This is a genomic window from Kitasatospora sp. NPDC088391, from assembly GCF_044753345.1.
Classification (GTDB): Bacteria; Actinomycetota; Actinomycetes; order Streptomycetales; family Streptomycetaceae; genus Kitasatospora.
The window spans coordinates 78082-98307 of the sequence record NZ_JBIVNB010000017.1 but is presented as its reverse complement, the minus strand read 5'-3'; the positions used below and the strand labels follow the sequence as shown (position 1 = coordinate 98307).

Here is a 20226-nt window from a genome sequence, read left to right as displayed (position 1 = left end):
GGGACGGGGGCGGGCCCGGCCCCCCGACGGGGCGGGGGGCCGGGCGGGGGTCAGTTGTCCATGCCGAAGTAGTGGCCGAGGTATTCGGCGATCTCGGCCGCGTGGGGCAGGAGTTCGGGCAGCTGGGCGGTGAGGGCGTCGCGGGTGGCGGCGGCGAGGTTGGCCGAGCTGGTGGCGGCGGGGCGGACGTACGGTTCGAGGCGCTTGATCAGTTCGTAGTTGCTGGCGATGTTCTCGGTGCGCATCGCCCGCTCCAGCGGCGGTGCGCCGGGCGGCGGGACGGGGGCGAGGACCCGGCTGATGTAGGTGACCCGGTGCAGGACCCGCCAGCACGGGGGCTTGGCGGAGCTCTGGCGGGTCTGGCGCAGCGCGGCCGCGTCGGGGGCGTTGCTGCCCTGCAGCCAGGTCGGGTCGACGACCTTGTGGTAGAAGTCGTCGAAGTTGGCGCTGCTCTCGCCGAGGTAGAAGCTGAGGAAGCGGTAGGCGTCCACCTTGCCCGGCACGAGGACCGGCTTGCCCGCCGTGTCGTAGAGCGGCTTGCCGTTGCTGTCGCGCCGTTGCAGGTCGTTCGAGGGCGCGCACTGGACGTCGAGGCCGAAGCTGCGGGAGGCCTCCTTGCTCTTGGCCCGGGTGGTGCTGAACCCGCCGCCCCGCGAGGCGTCGAGGTGGAAGGCCCAGCCGAGGCCGAGGGCGCCGAAGGTCAGGTCGAAGCTGCCGCCGTAGGAGTAGGTGAAGTTGTACGAGCCGGAGGTGGTCTCGCTGACGGCGTCGGTGGCCTCGGTGGTCTCGGCGAAGAAGCCGCCCTGGGCCGTCCAGACGTAGGTGTTGACCAGGTCCCGGTGGGAGAAGCCGGTGGCGGTGGCGCTGCCGCCGGGGCTGCCGGGGCTCTGCAGCTCGGCGGACATGCCCATCGAGCGCAGCACCGCCTTGGCCTGGGCCTCGGCCGCGGGGTTGCCCGAGTCGTGGCCGACCTCGGTCGAGATCGACTCGTAGTAGGCCTGCAGCCGCTGCTGGTCGCGGGTGATCCGGCGCTTCAGCGCGTACGCGTCGCGCGGCTTGAAGTAGCTGTACTCGCCGTAGTGGGTGGCGGTGGGGTAGTCGGGGTCGGTGACCTTGCCGTAGTCGTCGAAGCCGACCGCGCCGTCCAGGGTGCCCTGCTTGGTGTAGCGGGGGTTGATCGGGAAGTGGACGATGTTCCAGTCCGCCGGGATGTCCGGGTTGGGCAGCATCCGGTAGGCGACCAGCGCGCCGGTGTGCGCCAGGCGCAGCGCGAAGACGTCGGCGGTCTGCGACTGCACCAGCGCCATGCCGGTGTTGGCGGGCACGTACCGGGGGCCGATGGCGGAGTTCAGCACCTTGGCGGGGTCCTCGGTGTACCCCGTCAGCTCCAGCCTGGTCTTCCGGGCGGTGTTCCTGCCCTGGCTGACGGTGGTGTCCTCGCTCCAGGTGTTGGAGAACTCCAGGCCGGCCTGTGCGGCCATCAGCAGCTGGCCCTCGGCCAGCGGGCTCGCGGTGCCGACACCGAGCGGCGCGGTGACCGTCATGACGTCGGCGACGGTCTCGAAGCCGAACGAGACGTTGAAGGCGGTGTTGGTGCTGCGGGTCCTGCTGGCGGACAGGCTGTGCACCACCTGGTCGGCCTCGGTGAACTCCACCGAGGAGGCGGCGGGGAAGCCGTCGGGCTTGTCGGTGAGGTTCTCCGAGGGCACCGGCGGGGCGCCCTCGATGTAGCCCATCAGCTGCGGGTCGAACTGGGCCTGGCCGACCCACTCGGTGGTCAGGTCGCCCACCTTGTAGCCGGTGACCAGGTGCCAGCGGCCGTCGCGGACGAAGCCGTAGCAGCGCTTGAGCACGCCCAGCGTCTCGCCCTTGGCGTCGAACTGGAGGTCGGCGTACTCGGAGGCGGCGGGGGCGCCGGCGACGGTGTCGTGGAACGGGGTGCGGACGTCGGCGAGCGCCGAGCGCACCTGCGCGGTGTCGGTGGACACCGGCGCGGTGGAGAGCAGGATCTTCGGCCGCTTCGTGGAGAACGCCAGGTTGTTGCCGCGCAGGCCCTCGTCGCGCACCGAGGTGGTGGCGGCGGCGGTGGAGTCCCGGTCGAACGTCCAGTAGCCGAGCAGGTCCTGCTTGTCGCCGCGCAGGCGGGTGAACAGGTTGTCCAGGATCTGCTCCCGGGTGCGGACGGTGCGCCAGATCCGCACCTCCTCCAGCGTGCCGGTCAGCAGGTCGGTGGGCTTGCCGCCCTCCAGCCGCGCGCCGAGGGTGAGTTGCGGGTCGCCGAAGGGGAGGAGGTCCGCCGGGAGCGGGGCGGTGGTGGCGAGCAGCGGCTCGCCGTTGCGGTACAGCCGCAGCGGGCTGGCGAGGGGGTCGACGTCGCGGGTCCAGCGGGCGCCGCGCAGCTTGGCGGGGAAGGAGCCCGAGGTGTCCAGGGTGGTGTTGCCGGCGTTCTCCTCGAAGGCCCAGCGCGCCAGCAGCCCCTTCTCGCGGACGGCGACCGGCTGGCCGAGCTGGTTGAACGTCCGGGCGGAGCTCCACAGCCGCACCTCGCACAGGACGCCGTTCAGACCCCGGCCGATCTCCAGGGCGCTGCTGTTGGACTGCGCGCCCGGGCCGCCGTAGACGTAACTGCCGGCCAGGGAGCCGTCGAGGTAGAAGCGGATGTCCTGCTCGGGCTGGCCGGCGTTGGCCGGCTGGGTGCCGGTGGCGGCGGACACCTCGGTCTTGCGGCGCTGCCGCACCACGCCGATCCGCTGGAAGGCCCCGGCCTTGACGGCCCGGTCGGAGACGTACCGGACGGGGTTCCCGTCGGCCTCGGCGAAGGCGAACTCCACCCGGCCGTCGGCCAGGATGCCCAACTGGTAGGGGACGCCCTCCCGGCCGCCGTTGACGGCCGTGCCCTTGGTGACCAGCGCCATCGGCGCGCCCACCTTGTCGATCTGGACGAACGCCTCGATGGTGAGGTCCTCCAGGACGTTCAGCGAGTCCTGCGAGGCCACCGACAGTCCCTCGCCGCCGTCCAGGCGCAGCGCCCAGGCCTGGGTGAAGGTTGCGGCGAGGTGCGCCCACTCGCTGCACGGGAAGCGGCTGGCCGACCGCAGGACCCGGTCGCCGACCCGGGCGACCACCTGGTAGCCCTTGATCGGCGAGGCCGGGCTGCCCGACCCCTCGAAGGTCCAGTGGCCCAGCAGGCCGGGCTCCCGGTCGGAGATCCGCTGGTGGCGCTGGGCGGAGATCTCCTGCGGGGTGCGGACGCGGCCGAAGACGCGGACCTCGTCGATCTGGCCGTCGAGGCTGTCGCCGGAGAAGGGGAACTGCCCCAGCACCAGCGGGCCGTTGCCCGTGTAGGTGCCGGTGGAGGTCCGGCGGGCGACCTCGACGCCGTCCCGGTAGAGGAGCTGCTCGCGGCTTGCGCTCTTGTACACCGCGGCCCAGTGGTGCCACTCCAGGTCCGGGTAGGCCTGGGTGGTCTTCAGGTCGTCGCCGTACAGCGAGAAGCAGAAGGTCTGGTCGGGGTGGATCCACAGGTGCAGGGTCTGGTCGACCCGGCCCTCCGGCGCGCCGTGGAACAGCAGCGGCTCGACGCGGCCGCGGGCCTGGCTGCGCTTGGCCCACAGTTCGATGGTGAAGTCGCGGTTGGACAGGTCGAGCGAATTGGTCAGCACCTCCCTGCTCTGGCCGACGAACTGCCGCACCGGCAGCCCGACTTCGGCGAGTCCCAGCGAGTATCCCGACCCGTCTGTCCGGCCGTGGACGATCCGGCCCTGTCCGGCCTCGGGGTTGACCCAGGCCTCCAGGGTCAGGTCGCCGGCGGGGACGGCGTTCTTCTGCTGGGCGGCGGGCAGCGTCAGGTACTGGTCCTTGCCGTCGAACAGGAAGGCCCGGCCGGGCATCTCGGCCCGCCACCGGCAGCCGCGGCCGCCGGTCACCAGGACGGCGGTGCCGTTGGGCACGGAGGTGGCGCCGCCGGTGCTCAGGGTGACCAGCCGGGAGCCGGCGGAGAGCAGGACCCCCACCCGGGTGGACTCGGCGCGCGCCCAGTCGTAGCCGACCGCGGTGACCGTGTCGCCCGGCCTGACCGCCGTTCCCGCCCCGGTGAGGGTGAGCGTCTTGGCGCCGACCGGGGCGTCGGCGGACGCGGCGTACCCGTTGGCGCCGATCTGCAGGTGGGCCTTGGCCGCGACCGCGACGGTGGTGGCCGCGGTGAACTCCACGGTGCTGCCGGTCACCCGGGCGACGGTGCCGACCGTGACCGGCTGCCCGGACTGCCCGGCCAGGGCGGCGGCCAGCTGCTCGGCCTTGCGCGGCAGCGAGCGCCAGGTCTCGGTGTCGCCGCCGACGGTGACCGTCAGGTCGCAGCGGCCGGGGGCGTCGCCGTCGGAGACCTTGATGACGGCGCTGTCCAGCAGGACGCCCGGGTCGCGGGCGAGGAAGCCGAGCGTGCCGCCGTTGCCGGTCAGCCGCTGGGTGCCGCGGGTGACGGCGGTGTCGTAGTAGACGGCGAAGAACTGCTCGTTGGCGCCGCGGAAGTACAGCACGACGTTGCCGGTGCCGCTGTCGAGCAGCGCGGGCCGGTCGGTGCCGCGGGCGAATTCGAGCAGGCCGCCGGAGAGGCTGAGCCCGGTGGTGTCCACCGAGATCAGCGGCATCGCCACGGTCAGGTCGTCGTCGCCCTGCAGGGCGGTCGACAGGCGGGCCAGCTTCTCCTGGGCGTCCTTCAACTGCGCCTGCTTGCCGGTCAGAACGAGCTGGAGCTCGGCGACCCGCTGCGCGGCCGTCTTCGCCTCCTGGAGGCGCTGGCGCGCGTTGTCCATCTCCTGCTTGGCCTGCAGGTAGGCCGTGTCCACCCCCGAGCGCAGCGAGACGGGCACCATCCGGATCAGGCCCGAGTCGCCGGTGAGGCACTCGCTCGACTGGACCGGGACGGCGGCCGGGAACGAGGCGGGCATGCCCAGTGCGAGCTTGCTGCCCCGGTTGACGAGGCGGGTGTACTCGCCCTCGGCGGTCAGCTGGAACTGGGCGAAGTGGTTGCCCGGTTCGCGGACGATCGTGTCCAGCACGGTGTTCTGCGCCGACCCGTTCTTGTAGCTGTGCAGGTCGAGGTTGTTCACGTTGTTGCCGACCAGCCAGTAGAACGGCTTGCCGTTCTGGCTCTCGCCGGTGGCCTCCAGCCGCCAGGTCGAACGGATGGAGGCGAGGACGACGATGACCGACGTGTGGATGGGGGCGTTGAAGTACCGCAGCGACTGGCCGTCGGACTCGCGCGGGGTCTTGACCTCCAGGGCGTAGTTCCAGGCGGTCGGCACGTCCTTCTCGGCGAGGTACTGCCGCTCCAGCCTGTCGAACCCCGGCAGCAGCCGGTCGTGCTCGCCCTGCCAGTAGGCGACCTGGCCGGCGGTGGCCGCGAGCCGGGTGATCTCCGCCGGCAGGGCGGCCACCTCCGGCTCCAGCTGCCGGATCAACTGCTGCAGGGCGCTGACCTGTTCGGAGTCCTGGCCCTTCACCGGCCGCCGGAGCACCGCCGGGTCCAGTACGTCGGGCACCTGGGTGAGCCGGCCGTCGCGGCCGACGGCGAAGTCCAGGCTCACCAGGGCCGGCTCCTGGCCGTACTTGGCGGCGAACGCCAGCAGCACCCGGGCCTGCCGCTTGGCGGGCTTGGGGTCGGACCGGTAGCCGGCCGAGACGTTCTCCTGCTGGTGGTAGATCACGGCGGACATGCCGGACTCGACCGTGCGCCCCTTGAGGACGAAGCTGTCGCGGCGCACCCCCGGGTGGTCGCCGACCGGTGCGTCCGAGCCGGTCCACTTCGCGTCGCCCTTGAGCGTGCCGTGCAGGGCCCGGTCGGTCTGGTCGTAGGCGGTGGTCCCGGAGCCCTCGTCGAACCGGTAGTAGGCGGTCAGGCCCGGCTCGTTGCCGATCAGGCGGTGGTTCAGGTCGTCCGTGAGCTCGGCGGCGGACCGGACCCGGTCCCACACCCGCACCTCGTCGACGTCGCCCTCGAAGAGGTCGGCGGCGGTGCCGGAGACCTGCTTGCCGATCAGGGTGCTCACGCCGGTGGCCGGGGTGAACGGTATCGCCCCGCTGCCGGACAGCCTGCCGTTGACGTACAGCTTCGCGGTCGTCCCGTCGAAGGTGGCCGCGACGTGCGTGTACACGTCCTTGGGAACGGTGTCGACCGAGACGACCGCCGTCGCGGCCCCCTCGTGGGCCAGGCGCACCGCCCCGTTGGCGTCCAGGCCGAGCCGGTACTCCCCGCCCCGGGAGATCACCGGGCGGTCGTACGCGGTGGGCTTGATCCACGCCTCGATCGAGTACGCCCTGCCGCCGAAGCGCAGCGCCGCCGGGTCGCCCAGGTCGACGTGCGCGTCGTTGGCGCCGGTGAGGCCCAGCGCGGTCTCCGCGTGGCCCTCGGTGCTGGTCACCGGCACCAGGTCCTGGTTGGTGAACGGGCAGGTGCCCGGGCTGCGCTCGAACACCGCGTCCCGGTACAGCGGGTCCGGGCTGGTCCAGAACCGCGTGCCCTGGGTGTTGAACAGCCCCTGGACGCCCTGCTCGACGCTGAAGCCGTCGATCCTCCCGGTGGCGTCGTTGTGGGCGAACAGCTGCCAGCGCCGCGCACCGCCGACCGCGGTGGGCACCAGCACCGCGGCGAACCGGCCGCGGGTCAGGTTCCGGACGAACGACAGCTCCTGGGTCGGCTCGTAGAACGGCCGGCCCTCCATGTCCTCGGTGCCCAGGGTGTCCTTGGCCGAGGCGGGACGGGTGGCGTGCCGGCTGCGCTTGTAGCGCACCTCCAGCACCGGCTTGAGCTTGCCGTCCACCAGCAGGAAGCGGTCGCACAGCAGGGTGTCGCGGACCAGCGGCACCTTCTTCGTGCCGCTCAGCACGTAGTCGGTGCGGGCGGCGTTCGCGGAGCAGCCACCGCCGGTCAGCTTGTGCACCGCGTCGGGGTGCGGGTCGCCGATCGACTGCCGCAGCACCACCACGTACGTGCCGTCCGACACCACGTGGAACGGGGCGTCCGCAGTCAACCGCGCGGTCGTGGACAGGTACGGGTCGATCTCGCTGTCCAACGGCCGCTCGTCGGCCGCCGCCTCGGCCCCGCCCCGCTTGACCGTGGGCATCGCCGTCGCCCCGACCACGGCGAACCCCACCTCGGCCAGCTCCCGGGGGAGGACCAGCTCGGCCGGGTTGTCGCTCCAGTACGCGGCGTCCGCGTCCCCCTTGGACTGCTGGCCGGCCAGGTCCAGCACGGAGTAGACGATCCGGCGGGACGAGTCCATCGCGAACGCGATGGTCGTGCCCTGGTGCCGGGCCATCGTCACGTGCCGGTACGACCGGTCACCGTAGATCTTGAGCAAGGACTCCTGAGCTGCCACTGTTCCCCTTCCGGGCATGGAACGCCGACCCCGGACCGTGCGGTCCGGGGTCGGCGGCGAGTGTGCGGGTCTCTCCTGACGGAGCGTCAGCGAGTCTGGCATGTGCGTTCAAGGTGAAGGGGAGGTTCCGGAACTACTCACGTCGTACACGGCTTGAACGCACTATCGAATGGCCGGACTCCGCCCATGGGCCTTTCCGCCGGATGCTCGACCGGTCGCGGCGGTACCGCGATACCGCCGTGGTACCGCCGCGGCGGGTACGCTCCGTGCCGGGCGTTCCGCCGAGCGGGCCCGGAAGGCCGGGAAGGTCCGGAAGGCCCGGAAGCACGCGGCAGGGAACAGGGAGCGATGTCGATGTCCACCACCGGTCCGGCCGGAGTCCGCGTCGAAGCCCGCCTGGAGGAGGCCGGGGTGCTCCTGGTCGGCTCCCCGGACGGACCGGGCGGGGCCCTCGCCCGGGACTTCCCCGGCACCGTCGCCACCCCGGAGGACCTCGCCTCCGGCGCCGTCGACCCCGCCGGGCGGACGGTCTACCTCTGCGGCGCCCCGGCCCCCGCCGACGAACGCCGACTGGCCACGGCCGCACGGGTGTTCACCGTCCGGGAGGACGCGGACGGAGCGGGCGACGACACCCCTCGCGAGACGGTCGGCCCCGGCCGGGTGCCGCGCCGGGTGCACGGCCTCGGCGCGTACTACCCCCGGTTCTTCGCGCCCGACGGCGGCCACTTCGACCGGATCAGGGCCGAACACGCCTTCCAGTCCCTCACCGAGTCCACCAAGCCCGGCACCGCCCACCGCAGCGGGATCTACCTGACACCCGTCCAGCAGGACGGCGACGACCTGCGCTTCCGGCTGCTGCGCTGCTCCACCAACCTCTCCGGGCCGACCGAGAACTTCGGCCCCACCGACACCCGGATCGTCGACGCCCTCAACCGGGAGGCCGACGCGCTGTTCCGCGACCACGCCCCGCTCAACCACGTCCTCGCCCAGACGTACCACAACACCCCGGCCGCGGAAGGCCGCAAGCAGACCAAGGCCAGGATCTCGGCCCACGCCGACAAGACCAAGGACATGCCCGCCAACGGCATCATGGCCTTCTGCACCTTCTACGACGGACTCGACCGCCTCCACCCCCTCGCCGGGGACGACCCCTACGACTACGGCGCGCGGGGCGTCAGCGCGCTCACCCGACTCCACTTCCGCCGCAAGGAGACGACGGGAACGGACCAACCGGACGGGCTGCCCGAGCAGTTCACCGTCACCCTGCACCCCGGCTCGGTGTTCTTCATGCCGCTCTCCACCAACCGCCGGTACGCGCACGAGATCCGCCCCGCCGCCCTGGACGCCGAACTGCTCCCCACCCGGCTCGGCTACGTGGTGCGCTGCTCCGCCACCCCCGCCGTGCACCGGGACGGCCGCACCCTGATCGAACGGGCCGGAGAACTCGTGGAGTTGGAGCCGCCCACCGAAGCCGGTCTGGCCGAACTGCGCGAGCGCTACGCCGAGGAGAACCGGAGCGCGTCCTTCGTCGACTACGGCGACGGGTTCCGGTTCAGCATGAACAGCGGGGACTACCGTGCTCCGAGCCTCTGAACCCGGTGAACCCGGTGAACCCGGTGAACCCGAACCCTTCGACCCGACGGGCCGGGCGGAGATCGTCCGGTACGCGCTCCCGGCGGAGGCGGCCCAACCCGGCCTGTTCGCCGAACTGCTCGGCTCCGCCGAACTGGAGGAACTCGGCAAGGGCCGGCGCGGCACCGTCCTGACCCGGCCGGACGCCACCGGCGGCGTGCCCCTGGTGCGCACCACCACCCGGTACGGCGCGCCCGCCCGGACCTTCCGCCCGGTGCACCTGCGCCTCGCCCGGCAGATCCGCGAACTGGCCGCACTCCCGGCCGAGTTCAACAACGCGCTGCTGGAGTGCTACACCAGCGCGTACACCACCATGGGCGCCCACTCCGACCAGGCGCTCGACCTCGCCGAGGAATCCCACATCGCGGTCCTCTCCTGCTACCGCGACCCCGAGGCCGGCCCGCCGCGCACCCTGCTCGTCGAACCCAAGGACCCCGACGGCGGCGCCAAGTTCGAGATCCCGCTCGACCACCACAGCGTCGTCGTCCTCTCCGTCGCCGCCAACCGCCGCCTCAAGCACCGGATCGTCCTGGACACGCCCGCCCCCGCCCCCGACAACCAGTGGCTGGGCGTCACCTTCCGCACCTCGAAGACCCTGCTCCGGTACCGCGACGGGCAGGCCCGCCTCCCGCAGGGCACCCGCCTCACCCTCGCGGACGAGGAACAGCAGCGCGAGTTCTACCGGCTGCGCCGCCGCGAGAACAACGAGACGGACTTCCGCTACCCCGCGCTGGCGCACAGCGTCAGTGCGAGCGACCTGCTGCCGCCGGTCTGACCACTGCGGTGGGGGCGGAAAGCGTTTGCCGACCGCCCCCGGCAGCGGGATAGCATCCGTGACACCTCCCGGGCGTAGCGCAGAGGCAGGCGCGCCATCTTCGCAAGATGGATCACGCCGGTTCGAATCCGGCCCCCGGGAGGTCCGACGACGGGCCTCGTAGCGCAGAGGAAGACGCGCCGCACTGCTCATGCGGAGCACGCCGGTTCGAATCCGGCCGGGCCCGTCGCGTCGTCCCCCACCCCTGCCCCTTCCGCGCCCTGTCCTGCTTGGAGGACCGCCCGATGAGCACGCCCCTGTCGAGCGCCCCCGAGGAGACTCCCGGCGACACCCTCGGTGCCTTCGGTGCTTTCGATGGCCTCGACGAGGCCGAACTGGTCGCCTTCGAGCGGACGGTCAGCCGGCTCCGGGCCCTGCCCGTCGACCATCCCGTCCGGCTGCGGGCCGAGCGCACCGCCGAGTCCTTCGTCCGCGACGGCCGGCACCGCCGTCGCCGGGACCGGCGCACCGACGTGGCCCGGGCCGACGCCGCGCTGATCGCCGCCACCGCCACCGGGGGCGCCGACCGCCGGGAGGACGCTCCGCTGGCCGAGGTCTCCGCCCCCGTCGGGGTCCTGCACCGCCCCCAGCGCTGCTACGTCTGCAAGCGGCACTACCACCGGGTCGACGCCTTCTACCACCGGCTGTGCCCCGACTGCGCCGCCGACAACACCGCCCGCCGCGCCCTCAGCACCGACCTCACCGGGCGCCGCGTCCTGCTCACCGGCGGCCGGGTCAAGATCGGCTTCCAGCTCGCCCTGATGATGCTCCGCGACGGCGCCGAACTGGTCGTCACCAGCCGCTTCCCGCACGACACCCTGCGCCGCTTCACCGCCGCCGAGGGCAGCGAGCGGTGGCTCGACCGGCTGCGGATCGTCGGCATCGACCTGCGCGACCCCCGCCAGGTCCTCGGCCTGTGCGAGCAACTGCGCGCCGAGGGAAGCCCGTTGGACATCCTGGTGAACAACGCCGCGCAGACCCTGCGCCGTCCGCCCGAGTCCTACGCGCTGCTCGCCGCCGGGGAGCACGGCCCCGTCCCCGCGCAGGTCGGACACGCCCCCGGGTTCCGCCCGATGCCCGCCCTGACCGCCGCCTGGCCGGTCACCGAACTCGCCCTCGGCGCAACCGGGTCGGGCCCGCTGTCGACACCTTCGCCGAGGTCCGGGGCGGTGGCGGTGGCGGTGGCGGCGGTGGACGAGGCCGGGCTGCTGCCCGACGCCGCGCCGCGCAACTCCTGGTCGGCGACGCTCGGCGGCCTCGACCCGGCCGAGGTGCTGGAGACCCAACTGGTCAACGCCCTCGCGCCCGCGCTGCTCTGCGACCGCCTGCTGCCGCTGCTGGAAGCCTCCCCGCGCCCGGCCCGCTACATCGTCAACGTCACCGCCGTGGAAGGCCGGTTCGAGGTCCGCAACAAGACCGCCGGCCACCCGCACACCAACATGGCCAAGGCCGCGCTGAACATGCTCACCCGCACCAGCGCCGCCGAACTCGCCGAGCGGGGCGTCCACATGTGCGCCGTCGACACCGGGTGGATCACCGACGAGAACCCGGCGCCGAAGAAGTCCCGCCTCGCCGACCGCGGTTTCCGCACCCCGCTGGACATCGTCGACGGCGCCGCCCGGGTCTACGACCCGATCGTCCGCGGCGAGGCCGGGGAGCCGCTCTCCGGCGTCTTCCTGAAGGACTATCAGGTGGCGCAGTGGTGACCGCCGCCCCTACGATCGTCCGCGACGGGGCCGTAGCACAGCGGCCGATGCGCCGGTCTCCAGAACCGGAGGACGCCGGTTCGACTCCGGCCGGCCCCGTCGCACCCGAGGGGGAGCGTCGGGCCGGTGCGGCCGAGGCGCGTCGTGGGGTCGTAGCACAGCGGCAGATGCGTCGGCCTGCAGAGCCGGAGGACGCCGGTTCGAATCCGGCCGGCCCCACACCCCGTCCCCGTCCCCGTCCCCGGGGCGGAGAGCACAAGGAGCGCCAGTGGTGAGCGAATTCGCGGGCGTCCCGTCCGTCGTCCCCCGCCCGGTCGACCGACTCGCCCCGCTGCTCGCCTGGCTGCGCACCGGCACCGCCACCGGGCAGCGCCTCGACTTCCCGTCCGGCACCGCGCTCCCGGACGGCCGGCTCGACCTGTGCAAGCAGCAACTCGGCCCCGAGGGAGCCCGGTTGGTCGCCGACGCGCTCGCCGACGCGGCCCAGCGCCACGGCGGCACGGACGGTGCGGACGGTACGGAGGGCGACGGCCTCCCCGTCCGGCACCTGCTGCTCGGCACCGACGGCCTCGGCGACGACGGGGCCGACGCGTTCGCCGCCCGTACCGCCGACGTCCCCGTCCGCACCCTCTACCTCGGCTGCAACGGCATCACCGCCGCCGGGGCCTGCCGGATCGCCGACCGGCTGCGGGCCTCCCCGCAGACCGTCCGGGCGCTCTGGCTCAAGCGCAACCCGCTCGGCCTGCACGCCGGGCAGGCCGCCGCCGAACTCGTCGCCGCCGTCGAGCGGTTGCGCACCCTCGACCTGGTGCAGACCGGCCTCGACGCCACCGGACTCGCCGTCCTGGTCGACGCCCTGCTGACCGGCGACCGCCACTTCGAACGCCTCTACCTGGGCGGCAACCCGCTCGGCCCCGAAGGCGCCGGACCGCTCGCCCGCCTGATCGCCGCCGGCCGCACCGACGAGCTGTACGCCTCCGCCGCCGGCCTCGGCGACACCGGCGCGCGCACCCTCGCCGCCGCGCTGCGCACCGCCCCGCACGGGCGGCTGCGCCGCCTGTCGCTGGCCAGCTCCGGCATCGGGCCGGACGCGGCGGCCGAGCTGGTGGCCGCCGCCGCCACGGCGGGCGTGGAACTGCTCGACCTCGGCCGGGTCCGGGCCGCCGGGGCGCTGTCCGCCGCCGACAACCGGATCGACCTGGCCGCCGCCGACCGGATCGGCGCCGCGCTCGCCGCCGCCCCGCACCGCCTCGGCCACCTGGTCCTCGGCAACACCGGCGTGCGCAGCCGGGAGGCGCACCGGCTGCTCGACCACGCCGCCGGCGCCGCCACCCCCACCCGCTACCTGCTGGGCAAGGGCGTGGCCGGCAGCATCGTCCGCCGCCTCGGAGCGCTGAGCGCGGACGTCCCGGCCCCGGTCCCGGCCCCCGACGTCGCCGCAGTCCGCAGCGTCCACCGCACCACGCCCCCGCAGAACTGACGGGTCGTCAATTCGCCTCGGGGTGCGGTGCGGTGGGCGTTTCGCTCGGTCAGCGGGCGGACATCCGCAGGGCGCCGTCCATCCGGATCGTCTCGCCGTTGAGGTAGTCGTGGTCGGCGACCATCCCGACCAGGCGGGCGTACTCCTCGGGTCGGGCCAGCCGCTGCGGGAAGGTGACGGTGGCGGCCAGGCCGTCCCGGACCTCGTCGGAGAAGCCCGCCATCATCGGGGTGTCGACGATGCCCGGGGCGATGGTCACCACCCGGATGCCGAACTGCGCCAGGTCGCGGGCCGCGGTGATGGTCATCCCCGCCACGCCCGCCTTCGAGGCCGCGTACGCGATCTGGCCGACCTGGCCCTCGAACGCGGCGATCGAGGCGGTGTTGACGACCAGGCCGCGCTGCCCGTTCCCGTCCGGCTCCTGGCCGGTCATCGCCTCGGCGGCCAGGCGCATCACGTTGAAGCTGCCGACCAGGTTCACGTTCAGCACGGTGCGGAACAGCTCCAGGTCGTGCGGGCCGCGCCGGCCGACGATCCGCGCGGACGGGGCGATGCCCGCGCAGTTCACCGCCAGCCGCAGCGGACGGCCGTCCGCCGCGATCCGGGCCAGCGCCTCGCGCACCGGCTGCTCCTCGGTGACGTCCGCACCGAGCAGGGTGACGCCCTCGGGCTGGGCGGGAGCGGACTCCACGGCCTTCGGCAGGTCCAGGCCGTAGACCTGGGCGCCGAGCGAGGCGAGGTGGGCGGCGGTGGCCGCGCCGAGGCCGGAGGCCGCGCCGGTGACCAGGGCGGCGGTGCCGGAGAGCTGCATGCGGAAAGCCCTTTCCGATCGGGTGGTATCGGGTGGTGACGAACTGTCGGGAAACGAGGGGGAGCGGGTCAGCGGGCGGCGAACTGGCGGCTGATCACCAGGCGCTGGATCTGGTTGGTGCCCTCGAAGATCTGCATGATCTTCGCCTCGCGCATGTACCGCTCCACCGGGAAGTCCCGGGTGTAGCCGTACCCGCCGAGCACCTGCACCGCGTCGGTGGTGACCTTCATCGCCGCGTCCGTGGCGATCAGCTTGGCCACGCTGGCCTGCCGGCTGAACGGGCGGCCCAGGTCGCGGCGGCGCGCCGCGTCCAGGTAGGTGGCGCGGGCCGAGTCGACGGCCGCCGCCATGTCGGCGAGCACGAAGCCGAGGCCCTGGTGGTCGACGATCCGGCGGCCGAAGGTGGTGCGCTCGTTGGCGTACGCGACGGCGGTGTCCAGCGCCGCCTGGGCCAGCCCGGTCGCGCAGGCCGCGATGCCGAGCCGCCCGGAGTCCAGCGCGGAGAACGCGATCGGCAGGCCCTGGCCCTCCGCGCCGATCAGCCGCTCGCGCTCCAGTAGCGCGCCGTCCCAGTACGCGGCGGTGGTCGGCACCGCGCTCAGGCCCATCTTCTCCTCGGGCGCGCCGAAGGTCAGCCCCTCGACCTGCCCCGGCGCCAGGAAGCACGACACGCCGTGCGGGCCGGGTGCGGTACGGGCGAACAGCGCGTAGAAGTCGGCCTTGCCGCCGTGCGTGATCCACGCCTTGGTGCCGGTGATCCGGTAGCCCTCGTCGACCGGCTCGGCCTTGCAGGTCAGCGCCGCCGCGTCGGAGCCCGCGTTCGGCTCGGACAGGCTGTAGCCGCCGACCAGCTCGCCCGCGAGCATCCGGGGCAGCCAGCGCTCCTTCTGCTCGGGCGTGCCGAAGGCGTTCAACGGGTGGCAGGCCAGGGTGTGCACGCTGGTGGCCACCGCGACCGCCGCCCAGCGCGCCGCCAGCTCCTCCAGCACCTGCAGGTACACCTCGTACGGCTGCGCGCCGCCGCCGAACTCCTCCGGGTACGGCAGCCCGAGCAGCCCGGCCTGGCCGAGCAGCGTGAACAGGCCCTCCGGGTAGCGCTCCTGCTTCTCGTGGGAATCCACCTTCGGGGCGAGTTCCTTGTCGGCGAGTTCGCGGGTCAACGCGATCAGGTCGGCGGCTTCTTCGGTGGGAAGCAAGCGATCCACGGCCATGTTCCGGCTCCAAGCGGTACGCAAAGCGGTACGTCAGTACCGGTCAGCGTAGCGCAGAGGCCCCGGCCTTGGGCATCCCCGGAACGGCGGCACCGCGGACCCGGGCGAACGGGCGGAGCCGCTGCGGCCGCTGCGGTCGGTGGGGACGGTGAGGCGGTGCGGGTGGGGCCGACTGTCATACTGACCGGGTGATCGACAGCGCCGCCGCCCCCCAGCCGACCGGACGGGGTGCCGCGCGCCGCAGCGCCCTCTTCGAGGAACTGGTCGACCTCTTCGTGGCCGAGGGTTTCGCCCAGTTCACCCTGGACGACCTGGCCGCGCGGCTGCACTGCTCCAAGCGCACCCTCTACGGCCTGGCCGGCTCCAAGGAACAACTGGTGCGGGCCGCCGTGGTGCACTTCTTCCGCAGCGCCACCGCCCGGGTGGAGGCGGCGCTCGCCGCCGAGACCGACCCCGCCGCCCGACTGGCCGCCTACCTGCGCGCCGTCTCCGCCGAACTCGCCCCCGGCTCGGCCCGGTTCTTCGACGACCTCGCCGCCTTCGAACCCGCCGCGGAGGTCTACGGCCGCAACACCCGCGCGGCCGCCCGCCAGATCCAGCGCCTGATCGACGACGGCGTGGCGGAAGGCGCTTTCCGGGAGACCCACGTCGCCTTCGCCGCAGACGTGATCAGCTCCGTCATGGTCCGCATCCAACAACGCAAGGTCGCCGCCGCCACGGGCCTCGCCGACGCCGCCGCCTACGGCCACCTCGCCGAACTGCTGCTGCACGGCCTGCTCCGCTGAGAACCCTGCGGGCGGCACGGGCAAGGCGCGGGTCGCCGCCGCCACGGGCCTCGCCGATTCCTACGGCCACCTCTGGCGGAGTTGCCGCTGCGCTGGTCTTTGCGGGCAAGCGGAGGAAAAGCGGTTGGGTGTTTCCGGACCGGCTGCTTGCGGGAAGCGGAGCCGGGATCGGTCCGTGCGAGTACGCGCAGCGGCGACGGCAGGGCCTCGGCCGCCCCGAACCGCTGCTTCCGTGCCGAGCACGTGACAGGACCGATCGGACCTGATCAAGCCGGGCCACCACAGCGTGGTCCCGGGTTTGTCGGTCCGGCCGGGCAAAATGCAGCGCCGTGAGCCTCCACTACGAAGTCGTCTTCGTTTGTTTCCTCCGGGACGACACGCCGGACACGGTCCTGGAAGCCCTGCGATGGCACCTCGGTCTGACTGCGGAGCGTCCCCCCGGGGCTCAACGCGGATGAGCACACGTCTCCAATGCTTTTCCCGGACCTCGACAGTCCTCTTCCAGGAGGGGACGTCGCATCCCTGCGGCGCCGGTCCAGAGGGCTCACGGTCGGCACCGAGCTGTTCGACTGGGAACTGCTCAGTCGCAACTACTGGCTCGACGACGTGATGGGTGAACTCGCCATGATCCTGGACTTGATCGCGCCTCACGTCCAGGAGCCCGGCTACGGCGGATACTTCCGCGAGGAACTCGACACCGAGCCGACCATCCTCACCTTCCGGAACGGGACCTACGGAGTAATGGAGTTCTGAGCCGGGACTGCCGATGAACGGTGCCTAGGCCGAAGAACAGGCTCAGGTCCGGTCGTTGTTCGGCGGGGTGGGGCCAGGGGTGTCGCAGAGGGGGCAGCGGCCGTGCTCGCGGACCTTGCCGCACTCCTCGCAGACCAGGTGCAGGAAGCAGGCGGGTTCGCCGCCCTCGGGTTCGGTGGGCTCCATGTCGTCCAGTGTGCCGCCTCGGGCGGGCGGTCCCGGGGGAGGGGATCGGATCGACGGATCGTCATTTTGGGACAATCGGAAAACTGCCCGCCACTCGGGTGCTCGCGTCCGGGGAACGGTGCGCCTGACCGCCGTCGCAGGTGTATGCGACCCATCCTGCCGGGAGTTGACGAAGACGGCGGGAGGTGGCGGGACGGTGGGGAGAGGTCGGCGCGGATGGTGGCGGATCGGCATCGCGGTGGTGCTGTGCGCGGGCGCGACCGGGACGGCCGCGGTGGCGTCCGGGGTCACGCCGCTCGGCGGGCGGCCGGCGGTGCGGGCCGAGGAGCAGCGGGTGCCCGGCGGTGAGGACGGCCTCCAGGTGGTGAGCGTGTCCGCGGACCGGACGCGGGTGCGCGGCCTCACCGTGGTGCGCGCCCTGGTCGCCAACCTCGGACCGGGCCCCGTCACCGAGCGGTTCACCACCACGGTGCGCCTGCCCAAGGGCGTCACGATCGAGGGCCGGGTGTTCCCCGACGACTGCCAGGCCGACGACCGCGGGCGGCAGCTGACCTGCCGGTTCCGCAAGGGCCTCGGGCTGCGCCGGACGGCGACGGTCCTGGTGCCGCTGCGGGTCGCGGACACCGTGCGCCCCGGCGAGCAACTGGCCGGAACGGTCTCGCTGCAGGACCCGGACCGGCCCGACCGGACGGTGCCCACTCGGGCGTTCACCATCGACGTCCAGTAGCGCCGACCGCCGACCGCCCCTTTCTCCCGTGGAGGATTCCGGCGCCCGGCTCCGGCCTCGGCCCGTCCCCCTCCCTCTTCTCTTCGTCCTCCGCCCGTCCCGATCGGAGCTCCGTGTCCCTGCCCCGCCGCGTGGCGCTGCTCGCCCTCGCGCTGCTCGTCCCGCTGCTGCCCGCCGTCCCGGCTGCCGCCGCCGCGCAGGTCCAGCAGCGCGACCTCACCCCGACCGCCGCCCTGCCGGACACCCCGGTCGCGGCCACCCTGACGGTCGGCACGTCGACCTCCTGCGTGACCGTCGACGAGCTCGGCGTCGGCGTCCGGGACGCGAACCAGCAGAACCTGGACTTCCCCGGCTCGGCCGGCCGGACCACGATCTGCCCCGGCGGCCGCACCCTGACCACCGCCACCCGGTCCTTCCCGGCGGGCACGTACACCGAGTTCGGCTTCTACCGGATCGGCTCGACCTACTACAACCTGCCGACCCGGACGCTGACCGTGGCTCCTCCCACCGTCAAGCAGGTGGTGCTGCTGCCGACCAGGGCGATCGCCGACACCGACGTGACGGCGACGCTGGCCGTGAGCGCCAGCGCCTGCACGACCGTCGACGAGCTCGGCGTCGGCGTCCGGGACGCGGACCAGCAGAACCTGGACTTCCCCGGCACCGCCACCGACGTCCGGCTGTGCCCGCAGGGCTACGTGCTGACCACCGGTGCCCGCAGGCTCCCGGCCGGCACGTACACCGAGTTCGGCTGGTACCGGACCGGTTCGACGTACCACAACCTGCCGAGCCGGACCCTGACCGTCACCCCCGCGGTCACCCCGCCCGAACCGCCGGTGCCCGGCGGCCAGTTGGTGTTCGAGGAGAGCTTCACGAACCCGCCCGCGCTCGGCACCACCTGGCACGACGACAGCACCAGCGCGTACCGGTACGCCAACCACAACCCGGACGACGACAAGCTGGACTGGCTGCAGCCCGGGGCGCTCAGCACCCTCGACGGGAAGAACGTCTTCACCGCCACCCCCGGCGCGAACCGGCTGGAGAACGGCGAGCAGTCCTGGGACACCGGCCTGCTCACCACCGAGTACACCCAGCAGGGCTTCCAGGTCCGGCCCGGCGACTACGCCGAGGTGCGGCTCCAACTGCCCAGCGGCTACGGCGCCTGGCCCGCGCTGTGGACCTGGAAGGACGGCGGCAACGAGATCGACTCCTTCGAGTACCACCCCGACAACCCGAACCTGCTGGAGCTCTCCAACCGGATCAACAGCGCGGGCCTGTACTACACCGACCCGGACGCCATCCACCCCGGCGCGTGGGTCAGCATCGGCGTCCACTACGGCGCGTACAACAACGACTGGTACATCAACCGGAAGCTGGTGTTCTCCGACCACACCGGCACCGGCCCGAACTGGAGCGCCTACCTGATCCTCAACCTGTCGATCTGCGCGGGCTCCTGGCACCCGGCCCCGGCCGACGGCACCCCCATCGCCACCGCCGCCGACTACCTGCGGGTCTGGCGCCAGCCCACCGGCACTCGGGGCTGAGCCCGGAACCGGGTACGGCTGACATATCGACAAAGACCCTGTGCGGGACGGTCGTCGGAACCCCGGGTGCGGGAAGCGCCGGAGCGCCGACGACCGTCCCGCGCCGGGCGGCGGAGACGGAGGCCGGAGACGGAGACGGGGCCGGGGCGGGTACCGGCGGCGGTCGGGCTCAGGGCAGGGTGACCACCTGGGCGGCGAAGCTCAGGCCGGCGCCGAAACCCACCAGCAGGGCCAGGCCGCCCGGGCCGGTGCGGCCCTCGCCGAGCAGGCGGTCGAGGGCGAGCGGGACGGAGGCGGCCGAGGTGTTGCCGGCGTCGACCACGTCCCGGGCCACCGCGACCGACGGCGGGAGACCGAGCGCGGTGGCGGCGGCGTCCACGATCCGCAGGTTCGCCTGGTGCGGGACGAACGCCGACAACTCCTCCACCGAGACCCCGGCCGCGGCCAGCGCCTCCCGGCCGACCCGGGGCACCGTCTCCACCGCCCAGCGGAACACCGCCTGACCCTCCATCCGCAGCGTCGGCCACGGCGGCGGGTCCGCCGAACGCAGCTCCCGCCACCCGTGCGCGTGCGCGATCGCCCCCGGCCGGGAGCCGTCCGCGCCCCACACCACCGGACCGATGCCCGGCACTGCGGCCGGACCCACCACCACCGCGCCCGCGCCGTCGCCGAACAGGAAGGCGGTGCCCCGGTCGGCCGGGTCGATCAGGTCGCTCATCCGCTCCGCCCCGACCACCACCACGTGGCGGCTGTGCCCGGACCGCACCAGCCCGTCCGCCATCGCCAGCGCGTGGCAGAAGCCCGCGCAGGCCGCGCCCAGGTCCACCGCGCCGGCCCCGGTCGCGCCGATCAGGTGCGCCACCCGGGGCGCCGCGGGCGGCGACTGCTCCAGGTGCGACATGGTCGCCAGCAGCACGGTGTCGACGCTCTCCGGCGCCACCCCGGCGTGCGCCAGCGCCTTCAGCGAGGCCGCCGCCGCCATCGACACCAGGGTCTCGTCCGGGTCCGCGAAGCGGCGGGTGGCGATGCCCGAACGGCGTCTGATCCAGTCGTCGCTGGAGTCGATCGCGGGCGCCACCTCGGCGTTGCCGACCAGTCGGGCCGGCCGGTACGCGCCCACCCCGAGGATGCGCGCCCCGGCCAGCGGCGCGCCCGCCCGCAGCCCCCCGAACGCGGCCCCGGCGGCCGTCGGCCCCTCGGTCAC

The 20226-nt window shown here is 73.3% G+C and carries 13 protein-coding genes and 4 tRNA genes; 12 read left to right on the top strand and 5 right to left on the bottom strand.

Annotated elements, in window-relative coordinates; all coding sequences use genetic code 11:
• Positions 1-50: 50 nt before the first annotated feature.
• The gene (locus ACIQBJ_RS33450; protein WP_400718319.1) at positions 51-7376 is read right to left on the bottom strand and encodes a LamG-like jellyroll fold domain-containing protein; all 7326 of its coding nucleotides are present in this window, start codon (positions 7374-7376) and stop codon (positions 51-53) included.
• Between the two features lie 354 nt (positions 7377-7730).
• Between ACIQBJ_RS33450 and ACIQBJ_RS33445 the strand changes: the two genes are divergently transcribed.
• The 8 genes from ACIQBJ_RS33445 to ACIQBJ_RS33410 all read left to right on the top strand — a co-directional run bounded on the left by ACIQBJ_RS33445 (position 7731) and on the right by ACIQBJ_RS33410 (position 13008).
• Positions 7731-8969, top strand: coding sequence for a hypothetical protein (locus ACIQBJ_RS33445; protein WP_400718317.1), 1239 nt, complete (start codon positions 7731-7733; stop codon positions 8967-8969).
• 61 nt (positions 8970-9030) lie between these two features.
• Positions 9031-9783: an alpha-ketoglutarate-dependent dioxygenase AlkB gene (locus ACIQBJ_RS33440; RefSeq protein WP_400718341.1), complete on the top strand. Its 753-nt coding sequence runs from the start codon at positions 9031-9033 to the stop codon at positions 9781-9783.
• A 67-nt stretch (positions 9784-9850) separates the two neighbouring features.
• A tRNA-Ala gene (locus ACIQBJ_RS33435) sits at positions 9851-9924 on the top strand.
• Between the two features lie 11 nt (positions 9925-9935).
• Positions 9936-10009, top strand: a tRNA-Ser gene (locus ACIQBJ_RS33430).
• A gap of 58 nt (positions 10010-10067) precedes the next feature.
• Positions 10068-11528 carry an SDR family NAD(P)-dependent oxidoreductase gene (locus ACIQBJ_RS33425; RefSeq protein ID WP_400718315.1) on the top strand — a complete coding sequence of 487 codons (1461 nt, stop codon included), beginning with the start codon at positions 10068-10070 and terminating at the stop codon, positions 11526-11528.
• A 26-nt stretch (positions 11529-11554) separates the two neighbouring features.
• Positions 11555-11627 (top strand) — tRNA-Trp (locus ACIQBJ_RS33420).
• A gap of 47 nt (positions 11628-11674) precedes the next feature.
• Positions 11675-11747: transfer RNA gene (locus ACIQBJ_RS33415), tRNA-Cys, on the top strand.
• 52 nt (positions 11748-11799) lie between these two features.
• The gene (locus ACIQBJ_RS33410) at positions 11800-13008 is read left to right on the top strand and encodes a ribonuclease inhibitor (protein WP_400718312.1); all 1209 of its coding nucleotides are present in this window, start codon (positions 11800-11802) and stop codon (positions 13006-13008) included.
• 49 nt (positions 13009-13057) lie between these two features.
• Here ACIQBJ_RS33410 and ACIQBJ_RS33405 read toward each other — a convergent pair whose 3' ends face one another.
• Together ACIQBJ_RS33405 and ACIQBJ_RS33400 are read right to left on the bottom strand one after the other, a co-directional pair.
• Complete coding sequence (locus ACIQBJ_RS33405) at positions 13058-13819, bottom strand: SDR family NAD(P)-dependent oxidoreductase (protein ID WP_400718310.1); 762 nt, start codon at positions 13817-13819, stop codon at positions 13058-13060.
• Between the two features lie 68 nt (positions 13820-13887).
• The gene (locus ACIQBJ_RS33400) at positions 13888-15030 is read right to left on the bottom strand and encodes an acyl-CoA dehydrogenase family protein (RefSeq protein ID WP_400718308.1); all 1143 of its coding nucleotides are present in this window, start codon (positions 15028-15030) and stop codon (positions 13888-13890) included.
• A 188-nt stretch (positions 15031-15218) separates the two neighbouring features.
• On the opposite strand from ACIQBJ_RS33400, the gene ACIQBJ_RS33395 reads away from it, so the two are divergent.
• Together ACIQBJ_RS33395 and ACIQBJ_RS33390 are read left to right on the top strand one after the other, a co-directional pair.
• A complete protein-coding gene (locus ACIQBJ_RS33395; RefSeq protein ID WP_400718306.1) occupies positions 15219-15815 on the top strand; it encodes a TetR/AcrR family transcriptional regulator in 597 nt (198 codons plus the stop codon).
• Positions 15816-16286: 471 nt separating this feature from the next.
• Positions 16287-16568: a hypothetical protein gene (locus ACIQBJ_RS33390; protein ID WP_400718303.1), complete on the top strand. Its 282-nt coding sequence runs from the start codon at positions 16287-16289 to the stop codon at positions 16566-16568.
• 42 nt (positions 16569-16610) lie between these two features.
• Here ACIQBJ_RS33390 and ACIQBJ_RS33385 read toward each other — a convergent pair whose 3' ends face one another.
• Entirely contained in the window at positions 16611-16754 is a 144-nt protein-coding gene (locus ACIQBJ_RS33385; RefSeq protein ID WP_400718301.1) for a hypothetical protein, read from the bottom strand.
• A 196-nt stretch (positions 16755-16950) separates the two neighbouring features.
• On the opposite strand from ACIQBJ_RS33385, the gene ACIQBJ_RS33380 reads away from it, so the two are divergent.
• A complete protein-coding gene (locus ACIQBJ_RS33380; RefSeq protein WP_400718298.1) occupies positions 16951-17481 on the top strand; it encodes a hypothetical protein in 531 nt (176 codons plus the stop codon).
• A 113-nt stretch (positions 17482-17594) separates the two neighbouring features.
• A complete protein-coding gene (locus ACIQBJ_RS33375; protein ID WP_400718296.1) occupies positions 17595-19022 on the top strand; it encodes a hypothetical protein in 1428 nt (475 codons plus the stop codon).
• Positions 19023-19191: 169 nt separating this feature from the next.
• Here the strand turns inward: ACIQBJ_RS33375 and ACIQBJ_RS33370 are convergent, their stop codons facing one another.
• The gene (locus tag ACIQBJ_RS33370) at positions 19192-20226 is read right to left on the bottom strand and encodes a beta-ketoacyl-ACP synthase III (protein ID WP_400718338.1); all 1035 of its coding nucleotides are present in this window, start codon (positions 20224-20226) and stop codon (positions 19192-19194) included.

Coding starts and splice junctions, on each gene's coding strand:
- ACIQBJ_RS33445 (WP_400718317.1), top strand. CDS start 7,731: ATGTCCACCACCGGTCCGGCCGGAGTCCGCGTCGAAGCCCGCCTGGAG.
- ACIQBJ_RS33425 (WP_400718315.1), top strand. CDS start 10,068: ATGAGCACGCCCCTGTCGAGCGCCCCCGAGGAGACTCCCGGCGACACC.
- ACIQBJ_RS33405 (WP_400718310.1), bottom strand. CDS start 13,819: ATGCAGCTCTCCGGCACCGCCGCCCTGGTCACCGGCGCGGCCTCCGGC.
- ACIQBJ_RS33400 (WP_400718308.1), bottom strand. CDS start 15,030: ATGGCCGTGGATCGCTTGCTTCCCACCGAAGAAGCCGCCGACCTGATC.
- ACIQBJ_RS33390 (WP_400718303.1), top strand. CDS start 16,287: ATGCTTTTCCCGGACCTCGACAGTCCTCTTCCAGGAGGGGACGTCGCA.
- ACIQBJ_RS33385 (WP_400718301.1), bottom strand. CDS start 16,754: ATGGAGCCCACCGAACCCGAGGGCGGCGAACCCGCCTGCTTCCTGCAC.